The organism is Pseudomonas sp. C27(2019) (assembly GCF_008807395.1).
In the GTDB taxonomy this organism is placed as follows: Bacteria; Pseudomonadota; Gammaproteobacteria; order Pseudomonadales; family Pseudomonadaceae; genus Denitrificimonas.
The window spans coordinates 296,131-315,866 of record NZ_CP043320.1 but is presented as its reverse complement, the minus strand read 5'-3'; the positions used below and the strand labels follow the sequence as shown (position 1 = coordinate 315,866).

Here is a 19,736-nt window from a genome sequence, read left to right as displayed (position 1 = left end):
TATCTATCTTTGCTGCACTACAGCTATTTAATAGGAGCCTCTTATGTCAACTCAACGCCATTACTCGCCAATCGATCGACTGTTGCTGCAAGCCGATACGGCACTGCGCACATTAATCCCCAATAGCAGTCATGCCAGCCGCCCATCACCAGCAGTGCTTGAGCCGCAAAGCAATCTAGATGCACAGCAAACAGGTCATATTGCCGGTCTAATGCGCATCAACCATACTGGTGAAGTCTGCGCTCAAGCGCTATATCAAGGTCAAGCGCTGACTGCGAGTTTGCCAGACGTGCGCACGAAAATGGAGCAGGCCGCTGAAGAAGAAGTTGACCATTTAGTTTGGTGTGAACAACGTATTCGTGAGCTTGGCAGTCAACCTAGCCTGCTTAATCCGCTATTTTATGGCTTATCTTTTGCGATTGGCGCCAGCGCTGGTGCGGTCAGTGACAAAGTTAGCCTAGGTTTTTTGGCAGCAACTGAAGACCAAGTATGCAAACACCTGGATGATCACCTGCAGCAAATACCAGAAGCGGACCGTAAATCACGTGCTATTTTAGAGCAAATGCGTATCGATGAAAAAGCGCATGCAGACAGCGCATTAGAGGCTGGCGGCTATCGTTTCCCCGCGCCAATTAAATTTGGCATGAGCCTCATGGCCAAGGTCATGACCAGCGCCACCTACCGCATTTAGTTGCGCGATAGCCGGCTAACTAAAATTAAAAAGGCGCTGATAATCAGCGCCTTTTTAATGTGCCCGACGTCGTGGCTAGCGCATATTTTGCGGCATATTGCGGCCGTAAAAAATCTCCAGCATTTCATGACGCAAACGTTCTTCCACATCACGACGCTGCTCGTAAGATAACGTTCGCGTGGCATCACCAAACAAGTAATCATCAAGCTCAAAGTTTTTCAGCAGCATCTTGGTATGAAACAAATGCTCTTGATACACGTTGACATCAGTCATTTGATAGGCAGCACGCGTATCTTCAGACAAGTAGTTCTGAATTGAATTAATTTCGTGATCGATAAAATGCTTACGCCCTTCAACGTCACGGGTAAAACCGCGCACACGATAATCAATGGTAACAATGTCAGAATCAAACTGATGAATGAGGTAGTTTAGTGCTTTCAACGGTGAAATCACACCGCAGGTTGAGACATCAATATCCACACGGAATGTTGACAGTCCATCCACTGGATGAATTTCCGGATAGGTATGCACAGTAATATGACTTTTATCTAAATGCGCCAAAATCAATTCAGGCAACGGCCCCGGCGACTCCTCAATCTGACTGGCGGTCGGCTCAACAGGTTCTTCTGAAACCAGAATCGTCACGCTTGCACCTTGCGGCTCGTAGTCTTGACGCGCAATGTTCAAAATATTAGCGCCGATGATATCGACAACATCTGTCAGTATTTGCGTGAGGCGCTCAGCATCATATTGTTCGTTAATATAGCCCACATAGGCTTGCTGATCATCCGTGGTTCGCGCATAACTGATGTCATAGATGTTGAAGCTCAAGGTCTTGGTAAGATTATTGAACCCATGGAGCTTGAGTTTACTGGTCATCGTAAGGGTCTCTTGATTGGTGCGGCGCAGCCGCGTTATCTTGCACGCCGGTCAACTGTATCCACTCTCTATAACAATACAGTTGCGTAGGGCAGTTTTCACCTCTTCGCAATGCGATTCTGGTTTCCTTACACAGCCACTTGCCGTGTAAAAAAGGAGCGCGCCATTATGCAGAGCAAGCCCTTGAGTTGCCAGCATTAACAGCAACAAATCAGCGTATTTTGATCAGCGGTCTATGCAGTTTCAACGATTTCAAAACTATGGCTGATTACAACGCCTGCGCGCCCAAGCATAATCGATGCAGAGCAATATTTTTCCGCTGACAAATCTACCGCGCGCTTGACCACAGTTTCTTTCAATCCTTTGCCTGTAACAACAAAGTGCAAAGCAATGCGAGTGAATACCTTAGGCTCAACCTCGGCGCGTTCAGCATCAATGCGCACTTCACAGTCGAGCACCTCTTGACGGGATTTTTTCAAGATACTAACCACATCAAAGGTGCTGCAGCCGCCTAAGCCCATCAGCAGCATTTCCATTGGACGCACACCAACATTACGACCACCGCTCTGCTCAGGCCCGTCCATCACTACAGCATGACCACTACCTGACTCAGCTAAAAACATAGCTTGCTCTACCCACTTAACCCGCGCCTGCATCATGCTGTCCTCTTTAATATGGAAAAGCGCGAGTTTAACACAGAGTGTGCAGCCACTTGCGCCACGATGGAAGGCGCTGTGCAGCATCTAAAACTGTGTCACACATCACATTTTGAGAATAACCTTGCGCAAAGCAAGCTTTTCTTTATGATAAGTGCGGCACACTTAAAGAATTATAAGAATATTATTTGCCTCGATCTTTAAAGGCCCGTTCCACTCTTGGGGTTATTGCATGGTTGCTATTACACTCACACCAAAAATTAGAAACATCGACAAAATTCTCGAACACTGCCACAAACGCCAATTTGCCAGCAAAAGCACAATTATTTTTGCTGGTGACCGCTGTGATTCATTATTTTTTATTCTACAGGGCTCTGTCACCATTCTAATTGAAGATGATGATGGCAAAGAGATGATTATCGCTTACTTAAATCAGGGTGATTTCTTTGGCGAAATGGGCTTGTTTAGTTGCAGCAGCGATGAACAAGAGCGCAGCGCATGGGTACGCGCAAAAACTGTATGCGAAGTCGCTGAAATCAGCTATACGAAATTTCGTGAACTGACCGATAAAGATCCCGATATTTTATATGCCTTAGGCAATCAGATGGCTGACCGCTTACGTAATACCACCCGTAAAGTAGGCGATTTAGCTTTTCTAGATGTAACAGGGCGCGTTGCTGGAACCTTACTTGACCTGTGCAAAGAGCCTGACGCTATGACCCATCCCGACGGCATGCAAATTAAAATTACTCGCCAAGAAATCGGCCGCATCGTCGGCTGTTCACGTGAAATGGTCGGCCGCGTGCTAAAAAACCTAGAAGAGCAAGGCTTAGTGCACGTTAAGGGTAAAACCATGGTAGTTTTTGGTACGCGCTAAACTGCTTTAACAAACAGCATAAACGCCTGCACAAGATCAGGCGTTTGCTGTGATTAACGATGCACTGGGCGCTTTTGCAACTTGCGCTGCAAGGTGCGTCGATGCATGCCTAAGGCGCGTGCAGTTGCCGAGATATTTCCATCATGCTCACCTAGCACACGCTGGATATGCTCCCATTGCAAGCGATCGACTGACATAGGATTTTCTGGTACCAATGTCTCTAAATCAGCATGATCCGACAACAGTGCTGCCAGCACATCATCAGCATCGGCGGGCTTGCATAAATAGTTTGCTGCACCGCGCTTAATTGCCTCGACAGCGGTAGTAATGCTCGAGTAGCCGGTTAAAATCAGCACTTTCATCTCTGCATCTAGCTCGAGTAGCTTCGGCAGCAGCACTAAGCCTGAGTCACCTTCCATTTTCAAGTCCAATACCGCGTAATCAGGTAGATCGGCTTTAGCTAGAGTTAAGCCCTCTTCTGCAGAGCCAGCAATCGAGACGCGTAAGCCCCTGCGCGACATGGCGCGCGCCATGACCCGAGTAAAGGTTTCATCATCATCCACCAACAAGACATGCGGCGGTGTTTCACCTTCAAAGAGGTTTTCTTCAGTCACGTGCAACTCCTCGCTTACAGCTCTTTATACATGCGTGGTAAACGCAACTCGGTTAGAGTTCCGCCACCCTCTTGATTATACAGTTTTACTGTACCACCTAAACGGATGACGCTAATCTGACTTAAGAACAAGCCCAAACCAAAGCCTTTACCCTTAGTAGTGATAAAAGGCTTGCCCAGCTGTTCCGCAATCGCCAAGGGCACACCCGCGCCATAATCTCGAATGGTAATGATGATCCATTGGGAATCCCAATCTAGGCGAATCAGCAAATTATCAGGACAAGCATCTGCTGCGTTATTTAATAGATTAAGCAGTGCTTGAGTCAAATCGACCGGCGGCAGCAGCACTGGCGCAAGATTAGTATTAACCAGTTGATAATGGTACGTAGCTTCTGGACGCATTAAATGCCACCGGTTTAAAGCCCCTTCCAGCCACCCCACTACACTTTGCTTTTCAATTGCTTGACGGCGATCCGCTTCAGCAGCACGCACCAGCTGCTGCAACGTACCTTTGCAGAGTTTCACTTGCTCTTGCAGCAAAATTAAATCTTCTTGTAATTCCGTTTCATCACGATGCGCATGACGTAATTCAGCCAGCAATACGCTCATTGTTGATAACGGTGTGCTCAACTCATGAGCAGCACCTGCCGCTTGCGTTGCCACTGCAAGCAATTGCTGGTCACGCATACTGTCTTCACGGCGCGCTGCACGCAACTGATCTTGCTCTCGTACTGCCTCTGACATTTTCGATACAAAAAAAGTAATAAACGCAGCAGATAATGCGAAGTTAAGCCACATCCCGAATAAGTGTAAATTAATGAGCAGCTCATCAACGTGTTCTCCCTGCAAATGCAAGGGCCGGTACCAGATCAATAATGCCGTGTAGCCACTTAAGGCTAAACCACTAAGCACAATTGAGTACAGCCAAGGCAAGGTTGCCGCAGCAATAGTCAGTGGTACCAAGTAATAGGCCACAAAGGGATTGGTCGAGCCGCCCACGTAATACAGCAAACAACTATGGATAAATACATCCATAGCCAAATGCAGTGCGAACTCTAGCTCAGTCACCGGCCAGCTGCCGCGCAAGCGCAGTCCGGTTAAAATACACATGCTCAGTGATAGCGCCAATAACACCAGCACTGGCATCCAAGCCAAGATAACCGTAGCGCTTAAATAAGCAAAACCAAACGCCGCAACTTGAGCGATCAGCACTAAAAGACGAATCCAAGTGAGCCGCCACATATTTTGGCTGCTTGCAGATAAAAGCTGTATGGGTGCCAGCATAATGCCCTCTTAGTTCAGTTGTAGAATAAAACGGTCCTGTGCCTATTCACGCAAGGTGCGTAGCATGGTCAAGCACGCACCATGCTAGGAACTAGCACGTATTGATACTGTCTTTTTTATTTCATGCACAGCATGCCTATGGAGCTATTATGATTCAGTTATTACGCACTGCCCCACTCGTATTACTCATCAGCAGCTTAGTCACAAACACAGCAGCACTCGCTAGCGAGCATGTTTACAATCAAATTTCTTTGCGCGCAGAAGCCCACCAAGAGGTGGCTCATGATCAAATGCAAGTCACCCTGTACACTGAAGAGCAAAACACTGATGCGGCACAACTCGCCAGCACGGTCACTCAAACGCTCAACCACGCACTCAAAACAGCACGTAAGCATACCAATGTCAGTGTAAAACTCGGTAGCCGCAGAAGCTACCCAGTGCATGACAGTAAAGGCCAAAAAATTACAGCTTGGCGTGAACGTGCAGAAGTTCGCTTAGAAAGCACCGACTTTCCTAGCCTCTCCATGCTCACAGGTGAGCTGCTGCAGACGCTTAAAATGGCCAATATGCAGTTCAGCATTGCTCCTCAAACTCGTATTAGCAGTGAAGATCAGCTGCTTAAAGACGCCATTAGCGCTTTCCAAGCAAGAGCCCTACTGGTAAGCGAGGCCTTTGCTAGCACAGGCTACAAAGTGGTCAGTTTAAACCTTAACAGCAGCGGCTATGACCGCCCACCCGTGTACGCACGCTCAGCAAAAATGCTGTCATCTGCGATGTCTGATGAAAGCAGCGTGCTCCCTGAAATAGAAGCCGGTAGCAGCCAAGTCAGTATTATTGCTGACGGTGTGATTGAAATCTTCCCGCGCGACTAAAGTAAAAAATTACAACGGCTTAAACATTAAGCCGTTGTAAGCGCGCAACAAGACCGTCGGTTAAAGTGGCCGGACAGCTTATGCATTATCAGCCACCAATAAATGAGAATAATTCACAATAGTATTTACACTTCAAATGAGAATGGTTAGCATGCGCAACTCTAATTTCTGGAGTCTATTATGCGCATCCCATTCACTTACTCACTTATTGCTTGCTCTATCCTCAGTAGCGGCGTTGCTTTTGCTAATCAGTCACCCGCTCAGCTGGGCTCAACCGTAGTCAGTGCCGCTGGTTTTGAACAAAAAATTACTGATGCGCCAGCCAGTATTTCAGTGGTAAGCAGTGCGGATCTAGAAAAGAAACGCTACAGCAATCTAGCCCAAGCTTTAGACGATGTTGAAGGTATCGATATTAAGCAGGGCACCGGCAAAACGGGCGGTTTGAACATCAGCATGCGCGGCATGCCCAGCGACTACACTCTGATTTTGATTGATGGTCGTCGCCAGAACCCAGCCGGCAACGTCACCCCAAACGGTTTTAACGAGACCTCCACTAGCTTTATGCCGCCTATGTCGGCCATTGAGCGCATTGAAGTCATTCGTGGCCCGATGTCGACCCTGTATGGTTCCGATGCTATGGGCGGCGTCATTAACATCATCACCAAAAAAGTTGGCACCGAGTGGACAGGTAGCGTCACCGCTGATTACACCTATCAAGAAGAGCGTGATTTCGGCGATACCGGTGGCACCAGCTTTTACAGCAGCGGCCCGTTGGTTGAAGGCTTACTAGGCATGAATGTGCGCGGTCGCTTCTTTGACCGTCAAGAATCTAATCTAACTTACGGCAGTGGTATCAATGTAAACCGTCGCGGCCCTTCACCGGTAGAAGCACAAAACTTTAACCTAGGAACACGTTTAAACTTTACTCCCCACGATGATCATGACTTTGCTTTGGACTTTGAGAAAGGCCGGCAAAAATATAATAACGACAATTGCCAACTGGGTAATTTAGACGGCAAAAAAGGTGGCGATTCAGCTGACGGCTGCGATATAGATGAACCCAGCAAAGCAAATGGCTACAGCGATCAACTTAAATTTGAACGCACGCAGTATGCCCTAAGCCACACTGGCCGCTTTGCTTTAGGCACCCTCGACAGTGCCATCACCTACAACATCACGGAAACGTTGGGGCGAACCAACCCAGGCACAATTGGAAAGCTGACAAACGCTAAACTACTGGGTGTTTTTGCGGGTGCTAAGCGCACACTCAAGTCAAAAGACTTAATCCTCGACACGAAATTTATTGCGCCCACTTCTGAGAACAACATCACCACTATCGGCGCACAATACATCGACTCTATACTTGAAGATGGCATTGCCATAGATGAGTTTAAACAAGAGTCCGCTGCTGTCTTTGCTGAAAACGAATGGCGCTTTATGGATGATTTAGCCTTAACCTTGGGTGGCCGTTATGATCGTCACCAAGCCTTCGGCGGCCACTTCAGTCCGCGCGCTTATCTGGTTTGGAATACCACAGACAATTGGACGCTTAAAGGTGGTGTTAGCAAAGGCTATAAAACGCCCGATCTTAATGCGCTACACAACGGCGTCAATGGCGCGACACGGCAAGGCGCAGTGATAACCATCGGTAACCCAAACTTAAAGCCAGAAAAAAGTACCAGCACTGAATTGGCCGCCTACTTTGATAATTTAAATGGCTTTAACGCTAACGTCACAATGTTCCACAATAAATTTGCAGACAAAATAAGCGCTGGCCCAGATACAGCATGTGAATTTAACAGCTCTAAATTGTGCTCACAAAATATCAACGTCGATGATGCCGTCACCAAGGGCATTGAGCTAGCAGCGCAGTGGTATTTCACTGACGACTGGAGCATCAAAGGTAACTACACCTACACTGACAGTGAGCAGAAAAGCGGTGATGACAAGGGCGCACAACTGACCAATACGCCACGCCATTTAGCCAACGCCAGCTTAAACTGGGCAGCCAATGACCATTTAAATCTATGGCTCAATACCGAGTACCGTGGCAAGCGCTCACGTTTTACCAGCAAGTATGCCAACTTAGATGCAACAGAAAAGAACATCTATACAACCTTGGGTAATAAAACCAAGGCCTATACGCTTTTCCATTTAGGCGGCTCTTATCAAGCCACCGACGCACTGGCTTTTAACGCAACAATTTATAATTTGCTCAACAAAGATTTTGTTAAGGGTAAATCTTATCTGACCAGCGGCGGCGACACTGCCTACGGCACTGACTACAGCCATTCAGGCAAATCCACCACCGGTTCAATCGAAGAAGGCCGTCGTTTATGGATGTCAGCCACATACCAATTCTAAGGAAGCACTGAATACTATTGGTAAGAAAACTGGGGCATTACTCAGTTTTGCCCAAAGCTTAGATCCATAAAAAAACCTCGCTAACACTAAGTGCTAGCGAGGTTTTTAGTTTTACAGCGCTGCAGCAAATTACAAAAAGTAAGAGCGCAACGGCGGGAAGCCATTAAACTCTACCGAGCTGTAACTGGTAGTGTAGGCACCGGTCGACAACCAATATAAACGGTCTCCGCTGGCCAAGTTAAGCGGCAAACCGTACTTGTAGTTCTCGTACATAATATCGGCACTGTCACAGGTTGGCCCTGCAATCACCACATCTTCTAACTCACCCTTCTTTTCGGTCCAGATCGGAAACTTAATTGATTCATCCATGGTTTCAATCAGGCCTGAGAATTTACCCACATCGGTAAATACCCAACGTTCCACAGCTGTGCGTGACTTGCGTGATACCAGCACCACTTCGCTGACCAAAATACCAGCGTTAGCAATCAAAGAGCGACCCGGCTCAAGAATAATTTCTGGTAAATCATCACCGAAATCCTCCTGCAAGAAACGCGTAATTTCTTCAGCGTAGGCTTGCAAAGGGTTGGTACGGTTCAAATAGTTGGCCGGAAAACCACCACCCATATTGATCATTTTTAAGTGGATGCCATCTTCATCGCGCAAGCGTTCGAAAATAATTTTCACTTTACCAATCGCTGCATCCCAAGAGCCAATTTCACGCTGCTGAGAACCAACATGAAACGACACGCCATAAGGCACAAGCCCAAGGTCACGCGCCAATACCAATAAATCCATGGCCATATCCGTTTGGCAGCCAAACTTGCGTGATAGCGGCCAATCCGCTGAGCCTGAGCCTTCAGTTAAGATACGCACATACACTTTAGAGCCTGGCGCTGCTTTAGCAATATTGCGTAAGTCTGCCTCTGAGTCAGTAGCAAACATGCGCACACCTTTCTCATAAAAGTAACGCACATCGCGGGCTTTTTTAATGGTGTTACCAAAGCTGATTTGCTCAGGCTTTACGCCACATGCCATCACCTTATCAAGTTCATAGATCGAGGCGATATCAAAGTTAGAGCCTTTTTTGTTCAGCAGTTCAGTAATTTCTACGGCAGGATTGGCTTTCACTGCGTAGTAAATTTTTGCAAAAGGAAAGCTTTCTGCAATTTCATCATAAGCGCGTTCAATGGTCGCTGTATCAATCACCACAAACGGGGTTTCATGCTGATCAGCAAACGCTTTCATTTTTTTAAAGGTTTCAGGTGCGAAATAGTCTTCCACTTTAATGGGCATCGTAGGATTCATCTCCAAGTCAGGCAAATCAAGAAAATAAGGGGTTAAACATGAACGCCGAATCCGTTTCCCCACTTTGGTTCGCCTACTTCCCAAGGCATGTCGCCGATGATTCATAGTCTTAAAGCTATCAACCTCTCGTCGTCAGTACTTGAGCCGGATGGATCGTTTCAGCATGAGCGTTCTAGGCGCGCACTTTAGGGCTATGACTCTGAGATAGCAACCTTAAAAGCTGCATTTTAAGATTAATTTATTATAAGAATTCAGCATATTTATGCGGCGAGCAATAAAAAACTCAGCAAGCATTAAAAAACCTAAAATACACTGATTAGCTCTACCCGCCAATCAAGATATACAGCGCCCCAGAAATAGCGATTAACAATAAGAATGCAGATGAGAGTAAAGCAATTTTACCTTGATGCTGCTGGAAAAAATTACCACGCATCATTAACGCGTAGCTCAGTAGAATCACAAAATCAGCCAGCATCCAAACAAGGGTTAATACAGCTAAGCTCAGCTTTAGGTTTGGCGTCACGCTAATAAATTGCGGGAAAAATGCGACGAAGAAAATAATATCTTTAGGGTTGGATATGCCTAGGAAAAAACCATTAAAAAACCCTGAATGCTGCCGAACAGGTGTTTCTTGCTCAGAGCCCACCTCCTCTTGCGAGGTTAATCCTGCACGCAAACCATTCAGCGCCATCCAGGCAATAAAACTACAACCGATCAGACTCACCCATTTAAGCGTTTGCTCATCAAGGGCGATCACGCCTGCAATAATCAAACCAGCGCTGGCCAGTAAAACCATAGATGCTAGGTTAGCGCCCAGCACCGTAATCAGCGCATATTTAAAGCCATGTCGAGTCGCAGCGTTGATAACTAGCGCGACAATCGGCCCTGGCGTAGCGATCAAGACCACCACCGCAACAATATAAGCGAACAACAGGCTCACACTCATTCATTTTTCCTTAACAACTAACAAACCGCATCTGAAAGGCTAATAACCACCAGCCGCCTATTCTAACCTAGCCAGCCCCAAGTACTGCGTGAACACACAATCAACACTATTTAATCGCTGATTAAGCGCACCAATTTCCAACTGAGGCCGCAAGTCCGCTATAATTACCGGCTACTTTTGAACTCTTCCTTTGAGGCGCTATCAGCATGAGCAAACAGGCTGCCGAAGTTGCGAAACGTCGTACGTTCGCTATTATTGCCCACCCGGACGCCGGTAAAACCACCATTACCGAACGCTTATTGCTGATGGGACAGGCCATTTCTGTGGCTGGTACGGTTAAATCACGTAAATCTGACCGTCATGCCACTTCGGACTGGATGGCCATGGAGCAACAACGCGGTATTTCTATTACCACCTCGGTGATGCAGTTCCCGTATCGCAAGCACATGGTCAACCTGCTCGACACCCCAGGCCACGAAGATTTCTCGGAAGATACCTATCGTACGCTCACAGCGGTCGACAGTGCTTTGATGATGATCGACGGTGGTAAAGGGGTGGAGCCACGTACCATTGCCTTAATGAATGTCTGCCGCATGCGTGATACGCCAATCATCAGTTTCATCAATAAACTAGACCGCGATATTCGCGATCCTATTGAGTTGCTCGATGAAATTGAAGATGTTTTAGGTATCAAAGCGGCACCTATTACCTGGCCGATTGGCTGCTACCGTGAGTTTAAAGGGGTCTACCACCTCACTGAAGATGTCATTTATGTCTACTCAGCCGGACATGGCCATGAGCGCACTGATGCACAAATCATTCAGGGTCTCGATACCGATGAAGCGCGCGCGCACTTAGGTGACCTATACGATCAATTTGTCGAAGACCTCGAGTTGGTACAAGGTGCTTGCCATGACTTTGATCACGATGAGTTTCTTAAAGGCCGGATGACGCCGGTATTTTTCGGTACCGCACTGGGCAACTTTGGTGTTGATCATGTCTTAGATGCTTTTGTTGATTGGGCGCCAGCACCACAGCCACGCATGACAGATGTACGTGAAGTGTTGCCGAGCGAAGAAGAATTCAGCGGTTTTGTCTTTAAAATCCAAGCCAATATGGACCCGCGTCACCGCGACCGCATTGCATTTATGCGGGTGTGCTCAGGTAAATATGAGCAAGGCATGAAAATGCGCCATGCGCGCACCAATAAAGATGTTCGCATTACCGATGCCCTGACCTTCTTCTCTAGCGAACGTGAGCGTTTAGAAGAAGCCTATGCCGGCGACATTATTGGCCTGCATAACCACGGCACCATTCAGATTGGTGACACCTTCACCGCCGGTGAAACCCTGTCCTTTACGGGTATCCCGCACTTTGCTCCAGAGTTGTTCCGCCGTGTGCGTTTGGCTGACCCGTTACGCGCCAAGCAACTGCGCCAAGGCCTGCAAGAGCTGGCTGAAGAAGGCGCCACCCAGGTGTTCTTCCCGCAGCGCAACAACGATATTATTCTCGGCGCCATTGGCGTGCTGCAATTTGATGTAGTTGCCAGCCGCCTCAAAGAAGAATACAAAGTGGAGTGCATTTACGAGAGCATCAACGTCTGGTCAGCGCGCTGGATTGAATGCGACGATAAGAAAAAACTGCAAGAATTTAAAGATAAAGCGCATGAGAACCTATCGATTGATGGCGGAGGCCATCTGACGTATCTGGCGCCCACCCGCGTTAACTTAAGCATTATGGAAGAGCGCTGGCCTGATATTAAGTTTTTAGCCACGCGCGAATCTCACTAAATGCGCTAAGCTAAGTGCCATACGTTTCATCCTAAAAGCGAAGGTTATGCCTTCGCTTTTTTGTCGGAGCACTGCATGTTATTAGTTGATAGCCATTGCCATCTGGATTTCCCAGACTTTGACCACGACCGTGAGGCGGTGATTGCCCACAGCCAAGCGTTGGGTGTACAGAAGATGATTGTCGCGGGCGTAACACGCCAACACTGGCCGCGCTTATGGAACACCGTAGAGAATACAGAAGACCTCTATGCCGCCTTCGGCCTGCACCCCTACTTTCTCGCTGAGCATCAAGACGGCGATATTCAGGCGCTGGTTGCGCAACTGCGCCGCTACCAAGATCACCCCAAGCTCTGCGCAGTGGGTGAAATCGGCTTGGATTTCTTTTTAAAAGACCTCGACCGTGAACAGCAAATTGATTTGTTTGAGCAACAGCTTGGCGTAGCGACAGCGTTTAACCTGCCGGTAATCATTCACTCTAGGCGCGCCAACGCGCAAGTCACAGCCTGTTTAAAAGAGGCTAAGCTGCCGCGTGCGGGGATTATTCATGCGTTTTCTGGCAGTTATGAAGAAGCGATGGAATACATCAAGCTGGGCTTCTTGCTGGGCTTTGGTGGCGCTGCGACTTGGCCGCGCGCGACACGTTTACAAGCAGTATTAAAGCGCCTGCCACTGGACAGTATTGTTTTAGAAACAGACAGTCCAGATATGCCGCCTGAATGGCTCGCGGGACAACGTAACAGCCCTGAGCAGCTTCCACGCATTTGCCAACAGCTCGCGCAAGTGTACGGCATCAGCGCGCAAGACTTCGCTGCACGTACCACAGAAAACGTGCAGCGCTTGTTTAACTGGAGCAGTTAAACTCAACTGGCCCAGTTACAACTTAAAAGTGCTAATCAGGGTTTTTAATTGCTCAACTTGCACGCTCATATCTTGGCTGGCCTGTGCTGTTTCATCTGCTCCTTGAGCAGTCAGCTCACCGGTTTGATTAATTTGTACGATATTTTGATCAATATCATGCGCCACAGCAGTCTGCTGCTCAGCTGCAGCGGCGATCTGCTGAACTTGGCCAACAATCATGCCGACAGCCGCCAAGATATTATCTAGCGCTGCCTGCACATCAGCAGACTGCGCCACTGTCTCATTCGCCATCAAGTGGCTACTATTCATAACCTTAACTGCTGAGCTGACACCGCTGTGTAATTGGCCAATCATCTGCTCAATTTCTGCGGTGGACTGTTGCGTACGCCGCGCTAAATGACGCACTTCATCGGCCACCACAGCAAAGCCACGCCCTTGCTCACCTGCTCGCGCGGCCTCAATCGCGGCATTGAGCGCCAATAAGTTGGTTTGCTCAGCAATCGATTTGATCACATCTAAGACCTGTCCAATCGATTTACTATTGCTCGCTAACTGATTAATCACTAGCACAGAGCTATCAATTTCCTGCGCCAGCTTTTGGATGCTGCTGACTTGCTGCTCAACACTCACGCGGCCCGCGACTGTCTCATTATTAACGCTTTGCGCATTACTGACCGCAGTTGCGGCACTATTGGCCACTTCTTGCGAGGTGGCTGACATTTCATTCATAGCCGTTGCCACCAGCTCAATTTGCGCGCGCTGTTGATCCACCGCTTGACTGCTTTGTGCCGACACGCGCTCAACCCGCACGGCTTGACCCTCAACATCCACCACAGTGTTATTAACCTGGCCCAATAAGCCATGAATGCGCTGCACGGTTTGGTTAAAAGCACCGCCAAGCTCACCCAGCTCATCCCTGCTTTGTACGGTAAAGTGTGCTGTCAAATCACCGTCGGCCACTTTATCCATCACGCGGCCAAGGCTGCGCAAACTGGCAAGTGTCGACACATAAAAAGCGCTATACAAATAGCCTATTAACAAAAATACTGCCGCCAGCGCGCTGATCAATAACAGCATCTGTAAACGATAGGTGACTAAGCGCTCGTTCAGCTGCTCATCTAAATATCTCAGAGTTTGGTTATTGAGTAGGTGAGTTTTATTGATTAAAGCAGAGCTCTTTTGGTACAGGTCTCGCCAGGGTTTATCTAAAGAGTCAGCCATAATAACTTCATCCTCAAATAAGCGCAGCGCATCGAGCAAGGTTGCTCGGCTTTCAGCTGCAGGAGCATTCAGCGCTTGGAAAGCAGCCTCACTGGCCGACAAGGCTTCTTTCAGCTTCATATCGTATTCTGCATTGAGCTTCTCAAGCCCCAACTGCAAGTCATCCAGGCGATTGCTGTTAGTCGAGTCCAGATAGCCTCGTGCCATCGAAAGACTGGCAACCGCACGTCCCTCGCTGAGACTCTGGGTGACATCCGCCGTCACCTCAGTTATCAAAGCCACCAACTGCCGCACTTCTAATTGAGAATCTTGGCTCAACCCTGTCAAACTGGCGATAAAACGATTAAATAGCACGCCACTGGCCAACAGCTCACTGGCTAAAACTGCACTATTTTGTAAAGAGGCTTCACCACCAACTGCAGTTAAGCGTTGTAACAATTGATCGCGCTTTACCGCAAAATCAGCACGTTGCTCCTCGTCACCTTGCAACAGCTGTAAAGATTGCCACTGACTGCTAATGTGCTGCTGCAACCCCTCGATACGCTGTTCTAAATCACCGCTGGCCCCGCCCTGGCCTATCACTGCATTGATCTGCAATAAATCATGCCAATCCTCAAGCTGCGCGGTGGTCTTCAAGCTCTTATCCAGTAGCTGTAAACCATTTATCTCGGCCTGTGTATGTACAAAGTCGTTATAGGAGTCACGCACTAAGTAAAAATTGGTGACCAGCATCGGTAAAAAAAACAGCGCACTAATCAAACTAAATTTCATCGCAAAGCTTAAGCGATTCATCAGTTTAATCGCTGGATACAGTAGAATCTTCATAGCAATCCCCAAGATGTTTCTTATTATTGTAGCCAGCCATAGGTGACTCACGGGTCACCTATGGCTGGCTTTATCTTGCCGATATTGCAGTTTTACAAGCCATAAGTCGAGGCTTTAAAGCCGTGATTTAACTCACACGCCTTATCAACTCATTCAAAAAAAACAGCTCTTTAATCGCTTTATTTTGATAAGTTTGACAACAACCTCTGCGCCCTTTTAGCGAGGCAGCGCAGAGATCAACTTTATGTCACGCTAGATGCTGACTCTATTCAATATATTTACGCGTTATGTAGGCTCAACAACGATGAAACGTTTTATTATCTTTTGCAGCGTACTCATTGGCTGCTGTGCGTTGATTGCAACCTGGTACATCCAAGACAAATTGCCACAGCGTAGCGGCAATATGCAGCTAGCCGAACTGACTGCGCCCGTTGACGTGCACTATGACGAGCGTGGCGTGCCGCATATCCAAGCACAAAATGAACTGGACGCTTACCGCGCACTGGGCTATGTACAGGCGCAGGACCGTTTATTTCAAATGGAGATCATGCGCCGACTAGCGCGCGGAGAGCTGTCGGAAATTCTCGGCGAAAAAACCGTCAAACTCGACCGCTTATTTCGCACCTTACGCTTATATGAACATGCCCAGCAGTATGTACAAACGATCGATCAAAGCACGGCGCCAGCGCAGGCTTTGCAAGCTTACCTGGACGGTGTTAATCAGTTCCAAGCACAAGGTGCCAAACCTGTTGAGTTTGACCTCCTCGCAATCAATCCGCGCCCCTACACCATGGAAGACACCATCAGTATTGCCGGTTATTTAGCTTACAGCTTTGCTGCCGCTTTTCGTACCGAGCCGACTTTAAGCTATATTCGCCAACAACTAGGCGCTGATTATTTGGCTATTTTTGACCTTGAACTCCCCAGCACTGGTGCACTGGCAAACACAGCCCAGCCCAGCCTCAGTACAGACGATTGGTCGCTCTTGCATAGCGTTGCACAACTGAGCCAAGAAGCCTTGTTTGCTGCTGGTTTGCCGCAATTTGAGGGCAGCAATGCTTGGGTATTGGACGGTTCCAAAACCGCCAGCGGCAAGCCCTTACTCGCCGGCGACCCGCATATTAGTTTTTCCGTCCCAGCAGTATGGTACGAAGCCCACCTGCAAACACCTGATTTTGAGCTGTATGGGCACTTCCAAGCCCTGAACCCCTTTGCCCTACTCGGTCATAATCAGGAGTTTGGCTGGACAGTCACTATGTTTCAAAATGATGACTTGGATCTAATTGCACTCAAGAGTAACCCTGAAGACCCAGAGCAAGTCTGGCACAATAATGAATGGCAAACACTGAACAAACAAACCCAATGGATTGTGGTTAAAGACCAAGACCCACAGCAGCTAATCCTGCATGACTCGGCCTACGGCCCAATTATCAATGACATCCTAAGTGAACACAGCAGCGATACACCAATTGCCATGTGGTGGTCGTTTTTAGAAACTGAAAACCCTATTTTAGAGGCTTTCTATGAGTTAAACCGCGCCAATACATTGGATAAGGCACGCCAAGCGTCCAGTAAAATTCATGCCCCCGGTCTTAATATCGTTTGGGCCAATGCCCAAGGTGATATTGCCTGGTGGGCGGCTGCAAAAATGCCGATCCGTGACAAATCTGCGCAACCTTCTTTTATTCTTGACAGCCATTCAGCGAGCAGTAAAAAGTACGGATTTTATCCATTTAGCGATAACCCACAAGAAGAGAACCCCGCTCGTGGCTATATTGTTTCCGCTAATTTTCTACCGCCATCACCAAACAAAGTGCCTTTACCCGGTTACTACAATTTAGCTGACCGCGGCGCACAGCTGCTTGAGCAATTAAGCCAACCTGATGTGCAATGGGATACACAAAACAGTCAAGCTGTACAGCTGGGTATCCGCACCGGCTATGCTCAGCGCTTACTCAGCCCGCTGCTTGAGGATTTAAAGGCGATTGCCCGTGGCAATGAAGAAAAGAAACTGATTAAACAACTGAGCGAATGGCAGGGTGATTATCCCGTTGATAGCTACCTACCCAGCCTTTTTACCGAGTTTACCCAGCAACTGCTACAGGCTGCGATGCTTGATGAGCTGGGTGACGAGGTGTTTGCAAATTTGCTGCGCACCCGCATCATTGACAGCGCCCTACCTCTACTGGCCGCTGACCCACAATCACCTTGGTGGCATAACCATGCCAACGGCGAACAACAGACCCGCCAGCAGGTTGTTGCCCAAGCATGGCAAGCAGCGTTATGGCATTTGCGTACAACCTTTGGTTCAGATCCAAATGATTGGCTCTGGGGCACAACGCACACCTTGACCCACAAGCATCCTCTCGGGGAGCAATCACCGCTCGATAGCATATTGAACATTGGTAGTTTTGCCGCACCCGGTGGACATGAGATGCCCAATAACTTTTCTAGCGGCTATAGCAGCGCACCATGGGCCGTCGAATACGGACCGTCAACACGGCGCATTATTGATTTTGCCGCAGCAGATAAGTCACTGGGCATTAATCCCCTCGGGCAAAGCGGAGTACGTTTTGATAAGCATTACGCCGACCAAGCCCATGCCTATATGCAAGGTCAGTATTTTCAACAGCACTTAGCTGATAAAGACATCAAGGAGCATACGCAAAGCACCTTGCGTTTGCTGCCGCAATAACAGAGTCTGACCTAAGCTAGGTTTGACGTTTATTGACACAAACTAAAATGGCGCAGCCTATTTATGTAAGCTGCGCCATTTTAGTTAACAGTGCCTAATTTAGCAGTGCCTATACCTGCCCAGCACGCTCCAACTCTTTAATCTGCTGCATGGCTTTTTTACGACGCATTTCTGCACGTCGAGTAAAGAACCACAGCAAAAAGGTCACCAGAGAAATAAACAACAGAATCAAGCTGGCAATGGCATTGATTTCGGGTTTAACCCCCATACGCACCGCCGAGAAGATCTCCATCGGTAACGTAGTTGAACCTGGGCCGGAAACGAAGCTGGCCAACACCAAGTCATCCAGTGACAAGGCAAAGGACATCATAGCGCCTGCCGCTAAGGATGGCGCAATCATAGGTACAGTAATCAGGAAAAACACTTTCCATGGTTTAGCACCCAAATCCATCGCCGCCTCTTCCATCGAGCGATCAATCTCGCGCAGCCGTGACGATACCACCACCGCTACATATGCCGTACAAAACGTCGTATGAGCAATCCAGATGGTGACCAGCCCACGCTCCATCGGCCAGCCAATCAACTGTGCCATTGCCACAAACAGCAGCAGCAAGGACAAACCGGTAATCACTTCAGGCATCACCAGCGGTGCGGTGACCATACCTCCAAACAAGGTACGCCCACGGAAGCGGCCAATACGGGTCAATACCAGTGCCGCCAAAGTGCCCAATGCGGTTGCTGCAATCGCCGTGTGAGTGGCAATTTCCAAGGAGCGCATCAAGGCACTCATCAGCTGAGTGTTATCCAATAAGCCGGCATACCATTTGGTTGACCAACCGCCCCACACCGTCACCAGCCGCGAGGCGTTGAAGGAGTAGATCACCAAAATCAGCATGGGCAGGTAAATAAACAGCAAGCCTGCAATCAGCATAAAGCGTGAAAAGCTGAATTTCCTCATGCCTTGCCCTCCAATTCACGGGCTTGGTTACGATTAAATAAAATAATCGGAACGATCAGAATCAACAGCATAATGACGGCCAAGGAAGACGCCACAGGCCAATCGCGGTTGTTAAAGAACTCTTGCCACAGCACTTTACCAATCATTAGAGTTTCTGGACCGCCAAGCAATTCTGGAATAACAAACTCACCCACCACTGGAATAAACACCAACATACAACCAGTAATCACCCCACCTTTGGATAGCGGCACCGTGATCTTCCAAAATGCGCTAAAACTTTTAGCACCTAAGTCGGCTGCAGCTTCTAACAATGACAAATCATGCTTAACCAGATTTGCGTACAACGGCAACACCATAAAGGGTAAGTAGGCATAAACAATACCGATATACACGGCAATATTGGTATTAAGAATTTGCAACGGCTCACTGATCACACCCAGCCACAGCAAGGTATTATTGAGTAAACCGTTATTGCTAAGAATGCCCATCCAGGCATACACGCGAATCAGTAATGCAGTCCAGGTCGGCATCATAATCAGTAGCAACCACACCGGCTGCATCTGCTTACTCGAGCGCGCAATGGCATAGGCCATCGGGTAACCGATCAACAAGCACAGCAGCGTACTGACGAGGGCTATTTTTAATGAGCCTAAGTATGCCGAGATATAGAGCTGGTCTTCACTGAGTAATACGTAGTTGCCAAAATTTAGTAAAATCGTCAGCTGCTGATCTGCCCACTCAGTCAGGCTAGTGTATGGCGGAATGGCAATATCCGCTTCAGCAAAGCTGATTTTTAAAATAATGGCAAAAGGTAATAAGAAGAACAGCAGCATCCAAAAAAATGGCACGCCAATCACTGCATGACGGCCCTTAGGCAGTATCCTGCGTAATGTGTTGCGCAT

At 48.1% G+C, this 19,736-nt stretch carries 16 protein-coding genes and 1 pseudogene; 7 read left to right on the top strand and 10 right to left on the bottom strand.

All coding sequences use genetic code 11. The features are described 5' to 3' along the window. Positions 1–43: 43 nt before the first annotated feature. Positions 44–691, top strand: coding sequence for a 2-polyprenyl-3-methyl-6-methoxy-1,4-benzoquinone monooxygenase (gene coq7, locus FXF61_RS01525; RefSeq protein ID WP_151183610.1), 648 nt, complete (start codon positions 44–46; stop codon positions 689–691). A gap of 75 nt (positions 692–766) precedes the next feature. On the opposite strand, the gene speD is transcribed toward coq7, so the two are convergent. Both speD and FXF61_RS01515 read right to left on the bottom strand, forming a co-directional pair. Beyond that, positions 767–1,570 (bottom strand): adenosylmethionine decarboxylase, encoded by an 804-nt coding sequence (speD, locus tag FXF61_RS01520; RefSeq protein WP_151183609.1) that lies wholly within the window; start codon positions 1,568–1,570, stop codon positions 767–769. Between the two features lie 233 nt (positions 1,571–1,803). Continuing rightward, a complete protein-coding gene (locus FXF61_RS01515; RefSeq protein WP_151185970.1) occupies positions 1,804–2,226 on the bottom strand; it encodes an OsmC family protein in 423 nt (140 codons plus the stop codon). A 232-nt stretch (positions 2,227–2,458) separates the two neighbouring features. Between FXF61_RS01515 and crp the strand changes: the two genes are divergently transcribed. Continuing rightward, entirely contained in the window at positions 2,459–3,103 is a 645-nt protein-coding gene (crp, locus tag FXF61_RS01510; protein WP_151183608.1) for a cAMP-activated global transcriptional regulator CRP, read from the top strand. A gap of 53 nt (positions 3,104–3,156) precedes the next feature. Here the strand turns inward: crp and FXF61_RS01505 are convergent, their stop codons facing one another. Beyond that, a complete protein-coding gene (locus FXF61_RS01505) occupies positions 3,157–3,717 on the bottom strand; it encodes a response regulator transcription factor (RefSeq protein ID WP_151183607.1) in 561 nt (186 codons plus the stop codon). A 14-nt stretch (positions 3,718–3,731) separates the two neighbouring features. Next, positions 3,732–5,000 (bottom strand): ATP-binding protein, encoded by a 1,269-nt coding sequence (locus FXF61_RS01500; protein ID WP_151183606.1) that lies wholly within the window; start codon positions 4,998–5,000, stop codon positions 3,732–3,734. A 149-nt stretch (positions 5,001–5,149) separates the two neighbouring features. Here FXF61_RS01500 and FXF61_RS01495 point away from each other — a divergent pair, with 149 nt between their 5' ends. Beyond that, complete coding sequence (locus FXF61_RS01495) at positions 5,150–5,872, top strand: SIMPL domain-containing protein (RefSeq protein ID WP_151183605.1); 723 nt, start codon at positions 5,150–5,152, stop codon at positions 5,870–5,872. Between the two features lie 180 nt (positions 5,873–6,052). Beyond that, on the top strand, positions 6,053–8,236 hold the full coding sequence (locus tag FXF61_RS01490; RefSeq protein WP_151183604.1) for a TonB-dependent receptor domain-containing protein: 2,184 nt from the start codon (positions 6,053–6,055) through the stop codon (positions 8,234–8,236). Positions 8,237–8,365: 129 nt separating this feature from the next. Here the strand turns inward: FXF61_RS01490 and FXF61_RS01485 are convergent, their stop codons facing one another. Continuing rightward, positions 8,366–9,529 (bottom strand): type III PLP-dependent enzyme, encoded by a 1,164-nt coding sequence (locus tag FXF61_RS01485; protein WP_151185969.1) that lies wholly within the window; start codon positions 9,527–9,529, stop codon positions 8,366–8,368. A 334-nt stretch (positions 9,530–9,863) separates the two neighbouring features. Then, the gene (locus FXF61_RS01480; RefSeq protein ID WP_151183603.1) at positions 9,864–10,487 is read right to left on the bottom strand and encodes a LysE family translocator; all 624 of its coding nucleotides are present in this window, start codon (positions 10,485–10,487) and stop codon (positions 9,864–9,866) included. Positions 10,488–10,693: 206 nt separating this feature from the next. Here FXF61_RS01480 and FXF61_RS01475 point away from each other — a divergent pair, with 206 nt between their 5' ends. Together FXF61_RS01475 and FXF61_RS01470 are read left to right on the top strand one after the other, a co-directional pair. Then, positions 10,694–12,277: a peptide chain release factor 3 gene (locus FXF61_RS01475; protein ID WP_151183602.1), complete on the top strand. Its 1,584-nt coding sequence runs from the start codon at positions 10,694–10,696 to the stop codon at positions 12,275–12,277. Positions 12,278–12,352: 75 nt separating this feature from the next. After that, positions 12,353–13,135, top strand: coding sequence for a TatD family hydrolase (locus tag FXF61_RS01470; RefSeq protein ID WP_151183601.1), 783 nt, complete (start codon positions 12,353–12,355; stop codon positions 13,133–13,135). 15 nt (positions 13,136–13,150) lie between these two features. On the opposite strand, the gene FXF61_RS15250 is transcribed toward FXF61_RS01470, so the two are convergent. Both FXF61_RS15250 and FXF61_RS15245 read right to left on the bottom strand, forming a co-directional pair. Next, positions 13,151–13,864, bottom strand: coding sequence for a methyl-accepting chemotaxis protein (locus FXF61_RS15250; RefSeq protein ID WP_371921521.1), 714 nt, complete (start codon positions 13,862–13,864; stop codon positions 13,151–13,153). Positions 13,865–14,008: 144 nt separating this feature from the next. Continuing rightward, positions 14,009–14,212, bottom strand: a pseudogene (locus FXF61_RS15245) (HAMP domain-containing protein); the annotation flags it as partial. Positions 14,213–15,485: 1,273 nt separating this feature from the next. Between FXF61_RS15245 and FXF61_RS01460 the strand changes: the two are divergent. Beyond that, positions 15,486–17,876 carry a penicillin acylase family protein gene (locus FXF61_RS01460; RefSeq protein WP_151183599.1) on the top strand — a complete coding sequence of 797 codons (2,391 nt, stop codon included), beginning with the start codon at positions 15,486–15,488 and terminating at the stop codon, positions 17,874–17,876. 109 nt (positions 17,877–17,985) lie between these two features. Here the strand turns inward: FXF61_RS01460 and FXF61_RS01455 are convergent, their stop codons facing one another. Beyond that, positions 17,986–18,834, bottom strand: a complete 849-nt coding sequence (locus FXF61_RS01455; RefSeq protein ID WP_151183598.1) for an ABC transporter permease subunit — start codon at positions 18,832–18,834, stop codon at positions 17,986–17,988. Then, positions 18,831–19,712, bottom strand: coding sequence for an ABC transporter permease subunit (locus FXF61_RS01450; protein ID WP_178087329.1), 882 nt, complete (start codon positions 19,710–19,712; stop codon positions 18,831–18,833). Before FXF61_RS01450 ends, FXF61_RS01455 begins: the two co-directional genes overlap by 4 nt. Between the last annotated feature and the right edge of the window lie 24 nt (positions 19,713–19,736).

Bases quoted from the DNA above. Each gene is read 5' to 3' on its own strand.
- FXF61_RS01455 (WP_151183598.1), bottom strand. From the start codon at position 18,834: ATGAGGAAATTCAGCTTTTCACGCTTTATGCTGATTGCAGGCTTGCTG.
- FXF61_RS01470 (WP_151183601.1), top strand. From the start codon at position 12,353: ATGTTATTAGTTGATAGCCATTGCCATCTGGATTTCCCAGACTTTGAC.
- FXF61_RS01475 (WP_151183602.1), top strand. From the start codon at position 10,694: ATGAGCAAACAGGCTGCCGAAGTTGCGAAACGTCGTACGTTCGCTATT.
- FXF61_RS01480 (WP_151183603.1), bottom strand. From the start codon at position 10,487: ATGAGTGTGAGCCTGTTGTTCGCTTATATTGTTGCGGTGGTGGTCTTG.
- FXF61_RS01490 (WP_151183604.1), top strand. From the start codon at position 6,053: ATGCGCATCCCATTCACTTACTCACTTATTGCTTGCTCTATCCTCAGT.
- FXF61_RS01515 (WP_151185970.1), bottom strand. From the start codon at position 2,226: ATGCAGGCGCGGGTTAAGTGGGTAGAGCAAGCTATGTTTTTAGCTGAG.
- FXF61_RS01500 (WP_151183606.1), bottom strand. From the start codon at position 5,000: ATGCTGGCACCCATACAGCTTTTATCTGCAAGCAGCCAAAATATGTGG.
- crp (WP_151183608.1), top strand. From the start codon at position 2,459: ATGGTTGCTATTACACTCACACCAAAAATTAGAAACATCGACAAAATT.
- FXF61_RS01460 (WP_151183599.1), top strand. From the start codon at position 15,486: ATGAAACGTTTTATTATCTTTTGCAGCGTACTCATTGGCTGCTGTGCG.
- FXF61_RS01485 (WP_151185969.1), bottom strand. From the start codon at position 9,529: ATGCCCATTAAAGTGGAAGACTATTTCGCACCTGAAACCTTTAAAAAA.
- FXF61_RS01495 (WP_151183605.1), top strand. From the start codon at position 5,150: ATGATTCAGTTATTACGCACTGCCCCACTCGTATTACTCATCAGCAGC.
- FXF61_RS15250 (WP_371921521.1), bottom strand. From the start codon at position 13,864: ATGAATGAAATGTCAGCCACCTCGCAAGAAGTGGCCAATAGTGCCGCA.
- speD (WP_151183609.1), bottom strand. From the start codon at position 1,570: ATGACCAGTAAACTCAAGCTCCATGGGTTCAATAATCTTACCAAGACC.
- coq7 (WP_151183610.1), top strand. From the start codon at position 44: ATGTCAACTCAACGCCATTACTCGCCAATCGATCGACTGTTGCTGCAA.